Below are 17182 nucleotides of genomic sequence, written 5' to 3'. Positions count from 1 at the left end.
GATGGATTTCGGCGCGGGTGTCGCGCCTTATAGTAAGGAGAGGCCGACATGGCACTGGAACGCACATTCTCGATCATCAAACCCGATGCGACCCGCCGCAACCTGACTGGCAAAATCAACGCCAAGTTCGAAGACGCGGGCCTGCGCATCGTCGCACAAAAGCGTATCCACATGACAAAGGAACAAGCTGGCAAGTTCTACGAAGTCCACGCAGAGCGTCCGTTCTATGACGAACTGTGCGAATTCATGTCGTCAGCTCCGGTCGTTGTTCAGGTTCTGGAAGGCGAGGGCGCCATTGCCAAGAACCGCGAAGTCATGGGCGCAACCAACCCCGCAGACGCCGCAGCCGGCACCATCCGCGCTGAATTTGCTGAATCGGTCGGCGAGAACTCGGTCCACGGCTCGGACGCGCCGGAAACCGCAGCGGTTGAGATTGCCTATTTCTTCTCCGGCATCGAACTGGTCGGTTAAGCAAATCTGCTGCTTCTTTTAAGCCGCTCCCTTGATCGGGGGCGGCTTTTTTATGTCGGTTTGAGATCGTCTGGCGACACCCTGACACCGATCGCATCCAGGTCCGAGATCATCTGCGTTTGAGGCGTCGCACCAACATTTGACTTAATGGCGTCAAATCGTTGGCGCAGGGCCTTTTTCTCTTCGCCCTTGCAGTCGTTCCATGGTCGGCCCTGCAAACCCATGACCAGAACATAATAGCCAATGAAATGTGGTCGGGAACCGGCTTGCAACAGTTTCGCATACGCCGCATCTGGTCCCATTTCCCGAAGCTGTTGCGCAGAATGAATGCCCGCCCGGGCACAGGCCTGCTCGAAGGCCGGACCAAGGTTGCGAATTGAAGAGACTGGGTCTGACATGACCCGAGTTTTAGCCGGGTGCCTGTGCCGTGTCATCCCGAAGTCGTTCACGCTTGAACAACTTGCGAAAACGGGATTTTATGCCACAAGCGCGAGGCGCGAACGTCAGGGGTCGTAACGCTGACAAACCCCGCCCGGGCAATCGGTCACCGAGGCCGAGCAGTCGAACAGGGCGACACACATGTTTTGCGCGATCGAGTATGGGATTAGCGTTCAAAACTGAGTTGAGCGATCTATTTTTTGCTGCGCGGGAGGGGCCGCAAATGAACTCTGCAGACACGGGTGTCTACGTTTTCTCAGGTCCATTCGACGCAAAATGTTTCGGCGGGCAACTGAGCAACCTCTCACTTCAACTCGGACCTACGACACCTAAGCGTCGCTTTTTATTGCTGGATTGCCATGATCACTCGCTCGGGGCATCAGGCCGCGTGCTGATCGAATGCGACCGCTGTTTGCGCCTGCTCGATCGGGATGGTCGGACCATGATACAACAGGGCAGTGCCAGAAACATGTTTGTGCCGGACCTGTCGTGCGGACCAGTGAAAGATGCATTGCGAGGTTTTCCCAAACTGCGCGCTTTGATGAGCGTTGGTGACGGCACAATGACAAGTCGCAACTTTGCCGTTGTTGACGATCTTGACAAAACCCATGTACGCGGCACCGTCCTGAGCCTGACATCCGAAACGAGCGAGACGACCCTTGTTACGACCCAACCTTTGCGGGGCTATGACCGGTCCTTTCAAGTGGTCAGCGACGCGCTTGCCAGCTTGAAACCCAATCCGGGCGGAGTTGAGGGCATTTTCAAAGGGTTGTTCCCCGACAAAATTCCCTATGTCGCAAAACCCGCCCGGCCGCTAAGCCATCATGACCCTATTCTCCAGGTGGCTAAGGATATCATCGCGACATACCTTTCGGTCGCGCGCCAGAACGAAAGCGGTGTGGTGGCGGATATCGATACAGAGTTTCTGCACGATTACCGCGTGTCGCTGCGCAAGGTCCGCTCGGTGCTGAGCTTGTTCAAAGGGGTGTTTTCCCAACAAGAGACCGCGCGGCTGAAACGTGAGTTTTCCGATCTTACCGCACCCACTGGAAGGGTCCGGGACCTGGATGTGTATCTCTTGGAAAAGAAGTTATATTACAATTTGTTGCCGGAAATTCTTCACGATGGTCTTGGCGTCATGTTCACCGAATTTGAGGCTGAAAGAAAACGCGCCCACGCTAGCCTTTCGAGGCGTTTCAAGAGCACCGGCTATGACGGCCAGATGAACAAGCTAACGACCCTTTTTGCCGACACTGGAAACATTGAACCCGGACCAAATGCGCAACTCGGCGCGTATGCCTACGCCTGCGCTCTGATCTGGAAGCGCTACCGCGGGGTCTGCAAAACCGCACGCGGTATCACTGCCCGGACTCCTGACGAGACGATTCACGAACTACGCATCGACTGCAAGAAACTGCGCTATTTGATGGAGTTTTTTGCGCCGCTTTTTGATCCCAAAGCGATGAAAACGATCATTAAATCGCTGAAAGTGTTGCAAGACAATCTTGGGCTGTTCAACGACTACTCTGTCCAGCAGGATGCATTGCACAGGCTGGTTGACCAGCATTGCGACAAGGGCGGCCACGCCAACGCGCAGCTCTCGATGGCTGTCGGTGGGTTGATCGCGGTGCTCAACCAGCGCCAAAAGCATGAAAGGGACCACGTGATGGCGAGTTTTGAACGATTTGACCACCCCAAAACCCGCAGACTTTTCCAAAGCTTGTTTCACCCGACGAAGGATTGAACGATGAAGATTATTGCTTGCTACAGCAACAAGGGCGGTGTGGGAAAAACCGCGACCTCGGTCAACCTGGCATATGCTTTTGCGCAGCAGGGCAAACAGGTTTTGTTGTGTGATCTGGACCCTCAGGGGGCGTCCGGGTTTTATCTACGCGTCAAACCGTCGAAGAAGCTGACCGAGGCGCGGTTCTTCGAAGATGTTCAACGCTTTATCAAGGCCATTCGTGCCAGTGACTTTGAAAGCCTCGACGTATTGCCAGCAAATCTGACGTTTCGCGATTTCGACATTTTTCTCTCGCGTATGCGCAACAAACGATCTCGGTTGAAAAAGGCTCTGACTTCGGCGGGCGGGGACTATGATGTGATCATTTTGGATTGTCCGCCCAATTTTTCGACCCTGTCCGAGAACATCTTCAAGGCTGCCGATGTGATCCTGGTGCCTGTCATCCCCACAACTTTGTCCGAACGGACGTTCGATCAGTTGGTCAGCTTTTTTGAACAGCGAAAGATTCCCAAGAAGAAACTGCGTGCATTTTTCTCTATGGTCCAAAAGCGCAAAACGCTCCATCACGACACAATGCACTCCATGCGAAAACAGTACCAAAATCGGTTCATGAGAACTTCGATCCCGTTCGCGGCAGATATCGAGCGTATGGGCCAGCACCGCGCCCCTGTATTGACCTACGCAAATAGCAGCGTAGCCGGCAAAGCCTATAGGGCATTGTTCAAAGAAGTGAATTCAGAAGTTGGTCCGGACGCATGAGCATGGAAATTGAACGCAAGTTCTTGGTCGCCATGCTACCAGATCTTACGGGCCTAAGGAAAGCTGTTGTGCGTCAGGGTTATTTGACGGCACCGACGGACTCCACCGAGCTGCGTCTTCGTCAGAAGAACGATTTTTACTTTCTGACGCTCAAAGGCGGCGGCAACATGGTTCGGGTCGAACGGGAGACCGAGATTACTGCCGAACAGTTCGGCACTTTCTGGCCCGAGACCAAAGGCAGGCGTGTCGAAAAAGAACGTTTTACTGGACGCCTTGAATCCGGCTTGGAGTTTGAGCTGGACGTTTTTCAGGGCGAATTGGCGCCACTGCGCCTGGTTGAGGTCGAATTTTCCACGGAAGCCGAGGCGGTGGCGTTTGAACCACCAAAGTGGTTCGGGGCGGATGTAACCAATGATAAACGATTTAAAAACAAGATACTGGCGATCGAAGGTAAACCTGATTAGGTGCTCCGCTCGAGACTGATGATGGTTTCCAGACCGGGCTTGCGGTTGCGCGCCGTGAAACTGCCGCCGTGCATATGCGAAATCGCGGCGACCAGCGCCAGACCCAGCCCTGCATTGCGCTCGGTGCGGGCCGGATCAAGTGTGACGAACGGCATTTGAAGGCGCGGCAGGTCCGCTTCGGGAACGCCCGGACCGCGATCACGAATGCTGAGCAGCGCCATGGGACCGTCTTCATCAATATGGATCGTGATTGCAGTGCCCGGCGGTGCATAACGCATAGCGTTTTCCATAAGGTTCGACAGAGCTTGAGAGAGCAGGGGTCTGTGTCCTTGAATGGGTTGTGCTTTGCCCGTGACTTCAAGCCGAATGTTCTGGTCCGCTGCAACGGGCTCGTAAAGCTCGACCACGTCTGCGGCGACCTGCAGCAGGTTAACGGGCTCGAACTGCTCGCGCCCCAAACCGGCCTCGGCGCGGGAAATCTCTGTCAATTGGCTCAGAACCCGCAGCAGGTGATCGATCTCACCCGTCGCGCGGGCCATATCGATTTCACGCTCCTGATCTGATTTGCCGGGCTCGGCCAGGGTCTCCACGCGCTGCCGAAGGCGGGACAAGGGGGACCGCAGGTCGTGGGCTATGGAGTTGGAGGTGGTTCGCAGATTGCTGATTAGTTCCTCGATTCGGTCCAGCATGTCATTGAGCGTACCGGCGACCTGATCGAATTCATCTCCGGTCCCGCGCAGCGGCATACGCTGGGACAGGTCGCCCGATACGATTGTGTCGGCCGTATCGGCGATATCCTTGAGGCGAGAAAAGACCAGACGCGTCAGCAGCCAACCGGTCAGAAGGCTAAGCGCCAGAGCTGTCGCCAGCGCCAAAGCAACCGAGCGCAAGAGCACGCGGTCAAACTGCTGCCGCGCCAGCGCGTCGCGTCCAACCAACAGGCGTTCTCCACCCGGCAGGCGAATGGCGGCTGCCGAAATCGGCACGAACTGATCTGAGTCGTCCCTTCGCAACTGCAGGTCCACCCAACCGCTGCCGGCCTTGATGCCGTCTGGCCATTGCGCCAGGTTGCCGGCAATCTTCGTACCCTGGCGCCCAGTCAAAAGGTACAGCGCGTCACGCTCTGCCGCTGTGGGAAGGCGTCGTTCAATGGCGGTAATCAGCCCGATCATCCCGAGCCGTTCATATTCATCCGCCAGCCCGGTCAACTCTGCCGATACGACCGAACGTGTCTCACTTGTGATCGTACGATTGGCTGTGACGTAAACCATTGCCAATATGGTCGCGGTTAGCAGGGTGCTCAGAACCATGCTGGCTAGAACCAAGCGGGTGCGGGAATTTCTAAATGAATGTAGCAGGTTATCCATCCGAGATCATGTAGCCGGCCCCTCGGACGGTTTCAATGATCGGATCAGCGCCGTCCTCGTCCAATTGGCGGCGTAGCTTCGAGATGTGCACATCCACGACATTGGTGTTCGGGTCAAAATGATAATCCCAGACGCCTTCCAAAAGCATGGTGCGCGAAACGACCCGGTTCTTGCGTCGCAGGAAAAACTCCAAAATCTGGAACTCGCGTGGCGTGAGAGTTATTTCGCGTCCTCCGCGCAAGACCTTGCGTGTCAGCAGATCCATCTCAAGGTCGCGGCACGTTAGAGTAGGGGTCTCTTCTGCTTCTTGCGGGCGGCGCAGTAGCGCCTCAATCCGGGCGTGCAGCTCCTGAAACGAAAACGGTTTGACCAGATAATCATCCGCACCAGAACGCAATCCCTTGACCCGCTCGTCAACCGCGCTCATCGCGGTCAGCATTAAAACCGGGGTTTTCAACCCGGCCGCGCGCATGGATTTGATCAGCGACAGGCCGTCCAGCCCGGGCAGCATCCTGTCCAGAACAATCGCATCAAACCCGCCGTCAGTGGCGTGGTACAAGCCTTCGCGACCGTCCGAGGCAACCTCGACCACATACCCTTCTTCCCCAAAGCCCTTGGCAATGAAGTCGCGGGTGTCTTGGTCATCTTCAACGATCAACAGACGTCTACTCATGGTTGGGTTCCCTTTCAGCAACGATTTAAACATATCTACTGGTTGAAAAAAACAGGCCGGGTGCAGAGCCGCACCCGGCCGCCCAGAGGTGCGTGGACAATCCGCACCTTCCGGTAGAAGCGCACCAGATTCCCCATCATGTGGCGCGCTTTGGTGTTGGGTCAGGCGACCTCGACTGCGACAAAGATCTGGTTGCCACCTCGGTTGATCAAAACCAGCGCCGGATCGGTCTTTTCGCTTTCCAGCGCCGATTTCAGAGCGTCGGGCGTTGCGGTATCCAAGCTTCCCAGGCGAACGATGACATCACCGCGCTGCAGACCAGCCTGTGCCGCTGGACCGTCGGGCTGAAGATCGGTCACTACGACCCCATCAACGTTTTCGGCCACGCCCATGTCCGCGCGTGCGGTTTCTGTTAAAGGTGCAACCGTGACGCCAAGCGAAGTGCCTTCGAACTTGTCCTCAACAACATTGTCGGTTTCGGCCGATGCGGACTGATGCTGACCAATGGTCACTTCGATCTGCTCTTCCTTGCCGTTCCGTAGCACGGTCATGACGCTTTCCGATCCTACTTTGGTCGTGCCGACCAGGATTGGCAAATCGCTGCTGGTGTCCACGGGCTCATCGTTGAAGGCCAGAATGACATCGCCTTGCTGCAAGACCCCTTCGGCAGGGCTGCCAGCGACGACCTCGGACACAAGTGCGCCGGTTGCGGTGTCAATGCCCATCGCCGCGGCCAGTTCCGGGCTGACGGTCTGGATCGAGACACCCAGCCAGCCACGGCTGACCTGACCGTCATCTCTTAGATCGGTTGTAATGTGATCGACGATGTTCGACGTCACCGCAAAGCCCAAGCCGACCGAACCGCCGCTGGGCGAGTAAATAGCTGAATTCACGCCGATAACTTCGCCCTGCATATTGAATAGCGGGCCGCCGGAGTTACCCTTGTTGATCGCCGCATCGGTCTGGATGAACTCGGCATACGGACCTTCCGAGATGTTGCGGCCTTTGGCCGAAACGATGCCGGTGGTCACGGTAGAATTGAGGCCGAACGGGTTGCCGATGGCAACAACGTCTTCGCCCACGCGGATAACGTCGCTGTCACCCATCTGAACGGCTTGAAGGTCTTCACCAGCGTCGATCTTCAGAACGGCGATGTCTGTCAATGGATCGGTGCCCACGACTTCGGCCTCAAAGGTGCGATCATCGCTTAGCCGCACAGTGATCGTGTCGGCGCTGTCCACGACGTGGTGGTTGGTGACGATGTAGCCTTCTTTGTCCAGAACAAAGCCAGAGCCCAGACCCTGGCTCGGACCACGCTGCGGCATCTGGAAGCCTTCGGGCCCGCCAAAGCGTTTGAAGAACTCACCAAAGGGATGGCCTTCGAAATTAAACTCCTGTCCCTGCGCCGGTGTGGGCGCAGCGTCCTGCTTGGCAATGATGGTGACAACCGATGGTGACACGGTTTCGACCAGATCTGCCAAGGCCTCGTCTGCCATCGAGGGCAGGGCAGTGGTGGCCAGCATGGCCGCGCCCAGCGCGCTTGCACCGACCCAGTTGGACGTGCGAGGAAAAAGCAGTGAGGATTTACGGATGCTCATTTTGACTCCTGTCTGTGTTTGGCGGTTTTGCCCGCGCTTGGATCAGGAGATGGCGCGCCAGTGTTGGGGGTTTCTGACCAAAAGGTTAAGAAACCTTAATTTTGCCACTTTATGCCGTTGAAGTCTGGCCGTGCGACTCGGTTCGTCAACAGAATCACGCTCGCGCAACCCGTGCGAATCGGTGGATTGTTGCTCAAATTGTCGGTTGATGCGTAAAGAGGTTGCATTGATTCATTTTTGTTAACAAAGGCGGTGCGATCGCGAAGTTGCTGTAACGCTTCTACCAAGGGTTGTGGTAAGCTCGGCGTTTTTGCCGCTCTGACAATCTTATGTATTTGTTTTGGTAAAAATAAATTCTATATGTTTGATGTTGTTACTGCCGCACAACGGGCTGCCAAAAGTACCATACACTTTTAAGGTGAGTGGTCGGTGTGGCTTTGTTGCCCAATTACCAGTCTGATACGTGCAAAATTAACCGTCTTTTCCAATTTTACATTGTTTGAAAGCATCTGATCGGCGACGATGATCGTGCCCAAGTGAGGGGGGCCTGAAACACTAGGGGGTGTTGATGGCGAATCTCAGTCTCTGTAGCGCAGAGCGGCATGTTAACGAGGGGGTCTTGTTTAGGTTCGGCAGCGATTGTTCAGAATGTCATTTTGACGGTCTGTACGCGCGGATGAGATTGATGAAAGTGGTAGTCCTGTATTGGGCAACCGGCCCGGTCGATATCGACCGGGCCGTGTTCTTTTCAGCCATCGCTTGACGACCATGTCGCCCAATCCTCAGGCGTATCCAAATCCATCAACGCGTTTTTGCCCGGAAGGCATTGATTGTGTACTTTGTTCTTGTGTCTTCTGACGACCGGTTTTGCTCCGTCATCGCCGGTCAGGTTGGACAGCTCTGCGAATAATGCACGATCAAAAATCACCGGGTGCCCAGGTTTGCCTGCCTGAGTTGCTCCGCGCCAAATCAGGTTTTCCGTGTGATCATCTCTGGCCCTTATGACCGCGCTTAGATCGTCGGTCGTTAGATCAGGAAGATCAGCCAGAAGAACCATTACCGCCGGGGCCGTTTGCGGAACGCATTCCATAGCCCGGCGCAGGCTTGCGTTCATACCCTCAGAGGCATTTTTTACTTCGGTTTTGTTCAAGTCCAACCCATCCAGCGATGAATACCTTGGATGGGGTTTAGGCGGCAGCGCAACGATCACAGGGGCAACGACCAGCGCTCTTTGCGCCGAACGGCGCAACAGGGGCACGCCGTCAATGGGCTGCAAGAGTTTATCCACGCCGCCCATTCGGCTGGATTGACCAGCGGCCAACAGGATGATCGGAATCTGCGTCATTCGGCCACTTTGCCGGTGGTACAGGTCGGTGTCACCCCCGCATGCGCGCGCCATCTGCATCGAACAATGGTGTCGAGATTACACGCGCCTTTCGCAAATGACCGAGGATTTCGATTTCGACTTCCTGGCCATCGGTCGCACACTCAGTCGGTAGAAAGCCAATCGCAACAGATTTCCGCGCATAGTGCGAATACCCACCCGAGGTGCAGAACCCAACAACCTCGCCCCCAAGCCAGATCGGTTCATAGGCGTTGACGTCCGCATCAAGTGCGTCCACTTCGAAGGCGACCAGCTTGCGCGCGGGGCCCTCAGATCGTTCTGCCTCGGCGGCAGACCTGCCGATAAAATCTGTGTTCTTGGAGAACGCGATAAAACGATCCAGCCCGGTTTCGGCAGCGGTGTAGTCCGGGGAAAACTCTCGCAGCCACGATCCAAAGAATTTGTCCAGCCGCAGACTCATCATGGCACGCATGCCGAAAGGTGTGATGCCATGCGGTTGACCGGCGTCCCAAAGTGTCCACCAGAGTTGCCGTTGTGCCATCGGATCGCAATAGATCTCATAGCCCAGATCACCCGTGTAACTGACCCGTTGGACGGTGCAGTCCGTCATGCCAATTGTCATTCGCCGCACATCTAGGAATTTCAGATCCGAGACGTTCTCGTGCGTGCAAGCCGCCAGGACAGCGGATGCCTTAGGCCCTGCAATTTGAAACCCGTTGAGCCGGTCGCTGATATTTTCAACGCTCACGCCGTCTGCGTGTTGCTGCTGGAACCAGCGCATATGGAAAGCCTGACTGCCATAAGATGCAGTCAGCTGAAACTTCTCCTCAGACAGACATGAAACCGTGAAATCCCCGATCAGTTTGCCCTTGGGCGAAAGCATTGGGGTCAGTGAGACCCGACCGGCCTGCGGGATACGACCCGCCATGATCCGATCCAGCCATGCGCGGGCCTGTGGCCCGGTTACGCGGTACTTGCCGAAGTTATGAACCTCATTGATCCCAACGCCGTCGCGAACAGCCCTGACCTCGCGCCCGGTCGCGTCAAAGGCGTCAGAGCGGCGGAAAGACGGAGTTTCAAAACCGGGCTCATCGCCTTGCGCAAAGTAGTTGGCTACTTCTAGCCCGTATTGTTGCCCCCAGACGGCCCCCAGATCGCTGAAGATATCGTACATCGGCGTTGTTCGATTTGGTCGCGCGGCTGGCAGTTCTTCGTTCGGATAGGCGACGCTGAACCGTTTCTGGTAGTTCTCGATCACCTTGGGGCGGGTATAGCCGGGGCTTATCCAATCCCCGAACCGGGCGACATCCATGGCGAAGACATCGCGCTCGGGCTCGCCTTCGATCATCCATTGCGCCAAGGTCAATCCAACGCCGCCACCCTGACTAAATCCAGCCATCACGCCGCATGCTGACCAATAGTTGCGCATACCCGGAACGGGGCCGACCAGAGGATTTCCGTCTGGCGCAAAAGTGAATGGCCCATGGATCACCGATTTCACGCCCGCTTCGGCCAGGACCGGAAAGCGGCGATAGGCGAATTCTATGCTGTCGGTGATTTTGTCGTAATCATCCGGCAACAGCTCATGCCCGAAATCCCAGGGCGTGCCGTCCACCGCCCAAGGCTTGCAGGGCTGTTCATAGAAACCGATACACAGACCACGCCCTTCTTGCCGCAAATAGCTCTCTCCGGCGGGGTCCATGACATGAGGGTGCTCTCCGCCCGCATCAATGATCGCTTCGATCTGGGGGATCGAGTCGGTGACGAGGTATTGATGCTCCATCGGGTGCAATGGGAAATAGACACCCGCCATCGCCCCGACTTCTCGCGCCCAAAGCCCCCCGGCATTGACCAGATGTTCGGCGTGAATTGTGCCCTTGTCAGTCACCACATCCCAAGTGCCGTCCGATCGCTGATTGGTCTCGCGCACCATGCAATGGGTTTCGATCGTAGCACCGCCCATACGGGCAGCCTTGGCATAGGCGTGCGTTGTTCCGGACGGGTCCAGATGGCCATCCAGCGGATCGTATAGCGCGCCGATGATGCCATCCGTATTCGTGATCGGAGCAATGTTCCGGATTTCTTCCGGTCCGACGATTTCCGTCTCAAGCCCCATGAAACGGTGCTTTGCTCGCTCGGCCAGCAGCATGTCGAACCGGTCCTGATTGTCGGCCAGAGTGATCCCGCCCACGTGGTGGAGACCGCAAGACATGCCCGTGATCTCCTCAAGCTCTTTATACAGCCTGATGGTATAGCCTTGTAGGGCGGCCATATTCGTGTCGCCATTGAGCGTATGAAACCCGCCCGCAGCGTGCCAGGTCGAACCACTGGTCAGTTCGGAACGCTCAAGCAGCATGACATCCGACCAGCCCAGTTTTGTCAGATGGTACAGGACCGAACAGCCAACAACCCCACCGCCGATAACAGCCACCTGACACGTGCTTTTCATTGCTACCTCCTGATCTTGCGTTGACCGTGCAGCGCCCGATCACGGGTATCTGTCTGAAATGCGACGTAGCTCGTCGTTTTCACCAACCCGACGCTAGGCTGTCAAAGAGGGCGCACTTTCAGAGCGGTGATCCGGTTGCCTTCTCGGGCCGTCACCTCGAACCGAAAGCCGTGGAACGAAAAGACCTGACCCACAATCGGGATCATCTGCGCTTCGTGTATGACCAGCCCGGCCAAGGTATTTGCCTCTTCATCCGGCAGATGCCAGTCGAGCGCGCGGTTCGCGTCGCGAATGGTCATTGCGCCTTCGACAAGGAACTGGCCGTCATCGGTTCGGGTAACCGGAACGTCTTCGTCGATGTCGAACTCATCTGCGATCTCACCTACGATTTCCTCAAGAATATCTTCCAGAGTGATCAAGCCACGGAGTGAGCCATATTCGTCGACCACCAATGCAAAGTGGCTGTGCATCCGAAGAAACTCACGCATCTGGTCGTCCAGCGTCGTCGTTTCGGGCACGAAATAAGGATCGTTCGCCACCTTTGAGATGTCGAAATCCTTAAGAGGGTCGGGGCCACGCTCCGCGCCGCCAGCCTGTGCATACATTGCACGGAACAGATCCTTGGCATGAACCACACCCACGATGTTCTCGGGCTCGTCCCGGTAGACCGGCAGACGCGTATGTGGGCTTTCAAGGCATTGTTTCAGAATTGATCTGGGATCATCCTCTGCATCAATCATCTCGATATTCGAGCGGTGCAGCATGATCTCTTCGACCGCCCGGTCGCCCAGGTCGAGCGCGCCCAAGATGCGGTCGCGGTCTTCCTTTTCGACCACGCCTTCGGAATGGCCCAATTGCAGGGCACCGGCGATTTCTTCGCGCACGGCCAGAATGTTGCTGTCCGGGTCGATTTGAACGCCAAACACACGCAGAACACCACGAACCAATAGCCGCACGGCCGCAACGACAGGTGAGAAAACGGTGACAACGATGCCGATCACCGGCGCAACGGCCGACGCGGCCTTTTCTGCATTTGTGATGGCGTATGTCTTGGGCAAAACCTCGGCAAAGATCAGAACCAGAAGGGTCATCACCAGCGTCGCCAAGGCCACGCCGCTTTCTCCGAAAAGGCGGGTGAACAGAGCTGTCGCAAGAGACGCGGCCAGGATGTTGACCAGATTGTTGCCCAGAAGAACCGAACCGATAAGACGTTCGTTATCGTCGGTGATATCCAGCGCTTTTTGCGCCCCGCGCGAGCCTTTGTCAGCCTGTGCGCGCAACTTTCCCCGCGACGAAGCTGTCAAAGCCGTCTCGGACCCCGAGAAAAACCCCGACAACACAAGCAGTAGGAGGATTGAGCCTGTTGTGATCCAGAAAGCGCTGTCCAGCAGGGAAGATGTGGGTTCCATTGGTCCTTGAATATTGGTGGTTGTGCATCCGTTATGGGGGTGGCGCCCCCTGCAATCAAGGGGTTAGCCCTTGTCCGGGGCCTCATCTTTGGCCAGGGGGTGGTGTTCCAGCACCAGTTCAGACAACCGTTCATCCAGCACATGGGTATAAATCTCGGTCGTTGCGACATCCGCGTGACCCAGAAGTGTCTGAATGGAACGCAAGTCTGCCCCATTGGCCAGCAGATGCGTCGCGAAGGCGTGGCGCAGGGTGTGCGGTGTGACCTTTGTGGGCGAAACGCCACCTTCTTGCGCCAACTGTTTAATCAGCAGGAAGAAACTATGGCGCGTCAGATGCCCTGATTTTCCGCGTGAGGGAAAAAGGAACCGAGAACGCTGCCCGCCATTCGCAACAACCGCATCCTCGGCTTGGTCGCGACAGTCCAACCATTCCTTTAGCGCATCGCGCGCAGGAGGGGACAGAGGGACCATCCGTTCTTTTCCGCCCTTACCAAGCACAAGCAACATCCGAGGATCACCCCGAGCAGATGACACCGGCAGAGACACCAGCTCGGTTACACGCATGCCCGTGGCATAGAGCAGTTCCATCAAACAAGTATTGCGAACTTTGTCTGATGGCGAGCGACCCGTCGTGCGCGCAGCCTCAAGCAGACGGTCCACTTCCATCATGTCCAGCGTTTTGGGCAGGCGTTTGGGGCGGCCAGGTCCCTTGATTTGAATGGCCGGATTCGTGTCGCGCCAGCCTTCTTCAAAAGCAAAGCGATAGAGTTGTTTGATTGCGGACAACCGCCGCGCCCGGGTTGAACTGGATAGCCCATGGCGTTCGCAATCGATCAGGTACCCTTCGATCTGATCCCGTTCGGTTCCGGCGAAGTCGATCTTTCGGCGCTCCAGCCAATCTCCGAAGTCCTTCAGGTCGCGACCATAGGCCAGCAACGTGTTCGTCGCAGCACCGAGCTCTGCGGCCTGAGCCTCCAGAAACGTGGAAATCCATTGATCCTGATTGCCGGGCGCTGTCATGTTCAGGCCCCGTTCAGGATAATAAGTTGCAACGAGGCCCGCCGCGCCGTGTCCTCAAGGCCCACGCGGCGTAGAACTGCAATCGCTGCGGTCAAATCCACCAGATTGCCACGCGCGCCGTGTGCAAAGAGTTGCATGGCTTCCAGAATGGCTTCGCCCAATTGACCGTTGCCAAGCAAGGCGTTGATGTCCGCCGGAATGGGCGCCGACCAGGCAAACCCTTCGGTCACAGCATCAGCCAGAGGCGAAGGCGAGGTCGCGCGACTTGGGTCGCCAATGGCCAGTGCAGACAAATACGTGTTGGCCTCCGAGACGACCGGAACATCCTGAGCCACGTCTTCATAGAGCTCGGATAACAACATAATCCGCCACCGCAGGTTTTCGGCTTTGGTCGAAGGCAACCGCAAAGACGAAAGTCGGGGCGCAAACAACTCGGCGAACGGAACTTCCAGGCCCACGACCTGCATCTGCGCCCATACAGTCATCAAAGCGTCTGCGATACGTTCAGGATCGCCACTGTCCAATGCAGCTTCGAAACCTTGAATGGCAGATACTCGGTCCCAGACAGCGCCCGAGGCGGCTGGTTTGCGGTCGGTGTAAAGGCCAAGCAACTGGTTGGATGTCAGTGCGCCAATTCGTGTCAGGCGTTCGGCCGCTTCGACCTGGGCCTTCCAACCCGCAACATCCCGTAGGTCCGCGTTGGCAAAAGCGCGCGGCAACGAGGCCGTCGGCAATCGCTCACCAATTGCTTCGAACAGGCGAAAGGTGAGGGGATCGGGGTGGTCCGGCTGCGGCAGATAGGCTGCGTCTTCAAACAGTTCAGGACTGAGAAAGCGATCCAGCAGGTCCAATTCCTCGTCCGGCAAAACCTGCAACGCATGAGCGGCCTCAAGCGTCAGGGCGGCCGACGTCCAGTCTCCACGACGGGCCTTGCAGAAAATCTGCGCGGCGTAATCCCGAGACAAGTGTGGTTGCGCAATCAGGGCCGAGCAGCTGCGATCTTCGTCCCCAGTCAACAGTGTTGCGTCGAACCAGCGCTGAAACCTGTCTTGCGAGTCAGTCGGCCCGGCAAGTTGAACCAGCGATTGTACCGGGTCGGCCGCACCCAACTGCAGCAGTCGATCCAGCCGCGCCATCAGAAGCGTGTCTTTGTCAGCATTGCTTGCGGGCGGCCGCGCCTCGGACAGCAACAGCGTGAACAACAATCGCTGCATAGCGGGGTTCGATCTGACTGGAACGCGTGAAATCAGTTCGGCCAGGCGCGTCGCATCGCTGCTTTGCCACAAATCTACGGGAAGCCCGGTGACCGACGAAGACACCAGTCCCAGCGGAGGCGACAAAGTTTCCAGAGGCGAGACCTGCACGTCCGGTTGCAACCCTGTCTGCGTGACCGGAGGTTCCAGCAACACTGTGCCCGGCAGGTTTTCTGGCGGATCGGTCAGCCAGTCAATGACTGACAATGGTTCTTCCGCGTGAACCTGCGTTGCGCCCAGCGATACAGCCAGCAGGGCTGCTTTAATCCGCATTCAGAATAACCGGTTCGCGGATTTCGTCCTGGGTGGCCGAAAAGTCCGCGCCGAAAAAAGGTCCGACATAGGCATAACCCACCAACCCGACAAAACACAGGCAGATGAGGTATATCAGGAATTTGATCAGACGACCCATAGGTGAACGCTGCCTCAATTTTTGCTTTTGTCCAAGTTATAACTGGCATTTTTTCTAAGATCACGTCATTCACGATGAAATGAGCGAAAATAAGCAAAGCGAGTCTCCTGTGGTCACAGCGCCACGGCTAATTCTGCACAAAACGGTTGTTATGGTCGGGATGATGGGCGCAGGTAAGACAGCCGTGGGTCGTGCGCTTGCCGCGCGTCTTGGGGTTCCGTTTCTGGACAGTGATGCCGAGATCGAATCGGCGGCAAACATGTCCATCCCCGAGATTTTCGCTCGTGATGGCGAGGCTTTTTTCAGGACCAAAGAAAGTCAGGTTATCAACCGGTTACTGGATGATGAAAAGGGTATCTTGTCGACTGGCGGTGGCGCGTTTCTGACCGAGGCGAACCGCAGGATGATCTCGGCCAAGGGCGTTTCGGTGTGGTTGCGGGCGGATCTTGACGTGCTTTGGAACCGGGTCCGCCACAAAGATACGCGCCCCTTGTTGCGGACCGCTGACCCGCACGCGACCTTGCGTGGGTTGTACGAGGAAAGGCTGCCCATTTATGAGCAAGCCGATCTGGTTGCGGAATCTGATGGCGAAACCGCGATCGAAGATATGGTGGACCGGGTTCTAAAGGCGTTGCTCACGCGCCCGGATGTTTTGGAACAGAAATAGATGCATCAAACAGTACATGTCGATTTGGCCGAGCGGTCTTATGATGTTGAGATCGGTCCAGACCTGCTGGCGCAATCTGGCGCGCGGATAGCTCCGCTGCTGCCACGCCCTCGGGTCGCTGTTTTGACGGACGAAACGGTCGCAGACCTGCATCTAAAGGGGCTGGAGCAAGGGTTGTCTGCTGCGGGTGTCACCATGACCTCATTGGCTCTGCCTGCCGGAGAGGCAACCAAAAGCTGGCCACATTTTGAACGCGCAGTCGAATGGCTGTTGGCCGAAAAAATTGAACGCCGCGATGTCGTCGTAGCCTTGGGTGGTGGCGTGATCGGCGATCTGGCTGGATTTGCAGCAGCGGTTCTGCGGCGCGGGGTGCGGTTTGTGCAAATCCCCACTTCGCTGCTGGCTCAGGTCGACAGTTCCGTTGGCGGCAAGACCGGGATCAATGCGCCGCAGGGGAAGAACTTGATCGGTGCGTTTCACCAACCATCTCTTGTTCTCGCTGACACTTCGGTCCTTGGGACTTTGACGGCACGTGACTTCCTGGCCGGTTACGGCGAGGTGGTCAAATATGGCCTGCTGGGCGACGCATCGTTCTTTGAATGGCTTGAGGACAATGGCCCGCTTCTGTCCTCTGGCGATATGGCGGCCCGCGTTCAGGCGGTGACCCGGTCGGTGCAAATGAAGGCCGATATCGTGGCGCGAGACGAGACCGAGCAGGGCGACCGCGCGCTGTTGAACCTTGGGCATACATTCTGCCACGCGTTAGAGGCGGCGACAGGTTATTCCGACCGCCTGTTGCATGGCGAAGGCGTGGCCATCGGTTGCGCGCTGGCTTTCGAGCTGTCTTCGCGACTGGGTCTCTGCTCACAAGAGGATCCAAGCCGTGTAAGGGCGCATCTGCGCGCAATGGGGATGAAGACCGACTTGGCGGACATTCCCGGAGAGCTTCCCGGTGCAGAGGCGCTGGTCGATCTCATGGCGCAGGACAAAAAGGTCATCGACGGTCAGTTGCGGTTCATTCTGGCCCATGGAATTGGCAAAGCGTTCGTCACCTCTGACGTGCCACGCGACGCGGTTCTGTCGGTGCTGGAGGATGCCTTGGCCGTATGCTGA

At 56.9% G+C, this 17182-nt stretch carries 16 protein-coding genes; 6 read left to right on the top strand and 10 right to left on the bottom strand.

What is annotated here, in order from left to right; all coding sequences use genetic code 11:
• Window positions 1–48 precede the first annotated feature (48 nt).
• Window positions 49–471, top strand: coding sequence for a nucleoside-diphosphate kinase (gene ndk, locus ACR0CR_RS01680; RefSeq protein WP_170352964.1), 423 nt, complete (start codon window positions 49–51; stop codon window positions 469–471).
• A gap of 50 nt (window positions 472–521) precedes the next feature.
• Here ndk and ACR0CR_RS01675 read toward each other — a convergent pair whose 3' ends face one another.
• Window positions 522–869 (bottom strand): TfoX/Sxy family protein, encoded by a 348-nt coding sequence (locus tag ACR0CR_RS01675; protein ID WP_480596138.1) that lies wholly within the window; start codon window positions 867–869, stop codon window positions 522–524.
• Between the two features lie 80 nt (window positions 870–949).
• Between ACR0CR_RS01675 and ACR0CR_RS01670 the strand changes: the two genes are divergently transcribed.
• The 3 genes from ACR0CR_RS01670 to ACR0CR_RS01660 are packed head-to-tail and all read left to right on the top strand — an operon-like array spanning window position 950 to window position 3876.
• Window positions 950–2653 (top strand): CHAD domain-containing protein, encoded by a 1704-nt coding sequence (locus tag ACR0CR_RS01670; protein WP_480596136.1) that lies wholly within the window; start codon window positions 950–952, stop codon window positions 2651–2653.
• Window positions 2654–2656: 3 nt separating this feature from the next.
• Complete coding sequence (locus ACR0CR_RS01665) at window positions 2657–3412, top strand: ParA family protein (RefSeq protein ID WP_480596134.1); 756 nt, start codon at window positions 2657–2659, stop codon at window positions 3410–3412.
• 2 nt (window positions 3413–3414) lie between these two features.
• Window positions 3415–3876, top strand: a complete 462-nt coding sequence (locus ACR0CR_RS01660; protein ID WP_480596132.1) for a CYTH domain-containing protein — start codon at window positions 3415–3417, stop codon at window positions 3874–3876.
• Here ACR0CR_RS01660 and ACR0CR_RS01655 read toward each other — a convergent pair.
• The 9 genes from ACR0CR_RS01655 to ACR0CR_RS01615 form a co-directional block, all read right to left on the bottom strand.
• Entirely contained in the window at window positions 3873–5186 is a 1314-nt protein-coding gene (locus tag ACR0CR_RS01655) for a sensor histidine kinase (RefSeq protein WP_480596131.1), read from the bottom strand. The two genes, ACR0CR_RS01660 and ACR0CR_RS01655, sit on opposite strands and share 4 nt — an antisense overlap.
• 49 nt (window positions 5187–5235) lie before the next feature.
• Window positions 5236–5916, bottom strand: a complete 681-nt coding sequence (locus tag ACR0CR_RS01650; RefSeq protein WP_480596129.1) for a response regulator transcription factor — start codon at window positions 5914–5916, stop codon at window positions 5236–5238.
• Window positions 5917–6077: 161 nt separating this feature from the next.
• Window positions 6078–7514: a DegQ family serine endoprotease gene (locus ACR0CR_RS01645; RefSeq protein ID WP_480596127.1), complete on the bottom strand. Its 1437-nt coding sequence runs from the start codon at window positions 7512–7514 to the stop codon at window positions 6078–6080.
• Window positions 7515–8262: 748 nt separating this feature from the next.
• Window positions 8263–8859: a nucleotidyltransferase family protein gene (locus ACR0CR_RS01640; protein WP_480596126.1), complete on the bottom strand. Its 597-nt coding sequence runs from the start codon at window positions 8857–8859 to the stop codon at window positions 8263–8265.
• Between the two features lie 31 nt (window positions 8860–8890).
• Entirely contained in the window at window positions 8891–11308 is a 2418-nt protein-coding gene (locus tag ACR0CR_RS01635; protein WP_480596124.1) for a GcvT family protein, read from the bottom strand.
• A gap of 101 nt (window positions 11309–11409) precedes the next feature.
• Window positions 11410–12717, bottom strand: a complete 1308-nt coding sequence (locus ACR0CR_RS01630; protein ID WP_480596122.1) for an HlyC/CorC family transporter — start codon at window positions 12715–12717, stop codon at window positions 11410–11412.
• A gap of 63 nt (window positions 12718–12780) precedes the next feature.
• Window positions 12781–13737: a site-specific tyrosine recombinase XerD gene (locus tag ACR0CR_RS01625; RefSeq protein ID WP_480596120.1), complete on the bottom strand. Its 957-nt coding sequence runs from the start codon at window positions 13735–13737 to the stop codon at window positions 12781–12783.
• A gap of 2 nt (window positions 13738–13739) precedes the next feature.
• Window positions 13740–15263 carry a hypothetical protein gene (locus tag ACR0CR_RS01620; protein WP_480596118.1) on the bottom strand — a complete coding sequence of 508 codons (1524 nt, stop codon included), beginning with the start codon at window positions 15261–15263 and terminating at the stop codon, window positions 13740–13742.
• Entirely contained in the window at window positions 15253–15402 is a 150-nt protein-coding gene (locus tag ACR0CR_RS01615) for a hypothetical protein (RefSeq protein ID WP_480596116.1), read from the bottom strand. Before ACR0CR_RS01615 ends, ACR0CR_RS01620 begins: the two co-directional genes overlap by 11 nt.
• A gap of 79 nt (window positions 15403–15481) precedes the next feature.
• Here ACR0CR_RS01615 and ACR0CR_RS01610 point away from each other — a divergent pair, with 79 nt between their 5' ends.
• Together ACR0CR_RS01610 and aroB are read left to right on the top strand one after the other, a co-directional pair.
• Window positions 15482–16069, top strand: a complete 588-nt coding sequence (locus ACR0CR_RS01610) for a shikimate kinase (RefSeq protein WP_480596114.1) — start codon at window positions 15482–15484, stop codon at window positions 16067–16069.
• Window positions 16070–17182 carry a 3-dehydroquinate synthase gene (gene aroB / locus ACR0CR_RS01605; RefSeq protein ID WP_480596113.1) on the top strand — a complete coding sequence of 371 codons (1113 nt, stop codon included), beginning with the start codon at window positions 16070–16072 and terminating at the stop codon, window positions 17180–17182.

The sequence above is a fragment of the Ruegeria sp. AM2 genome, from assembly GCF_056540685.1.
This window is presented reverse-complemented; position numbering and strand designations above follow the sequence as displayed.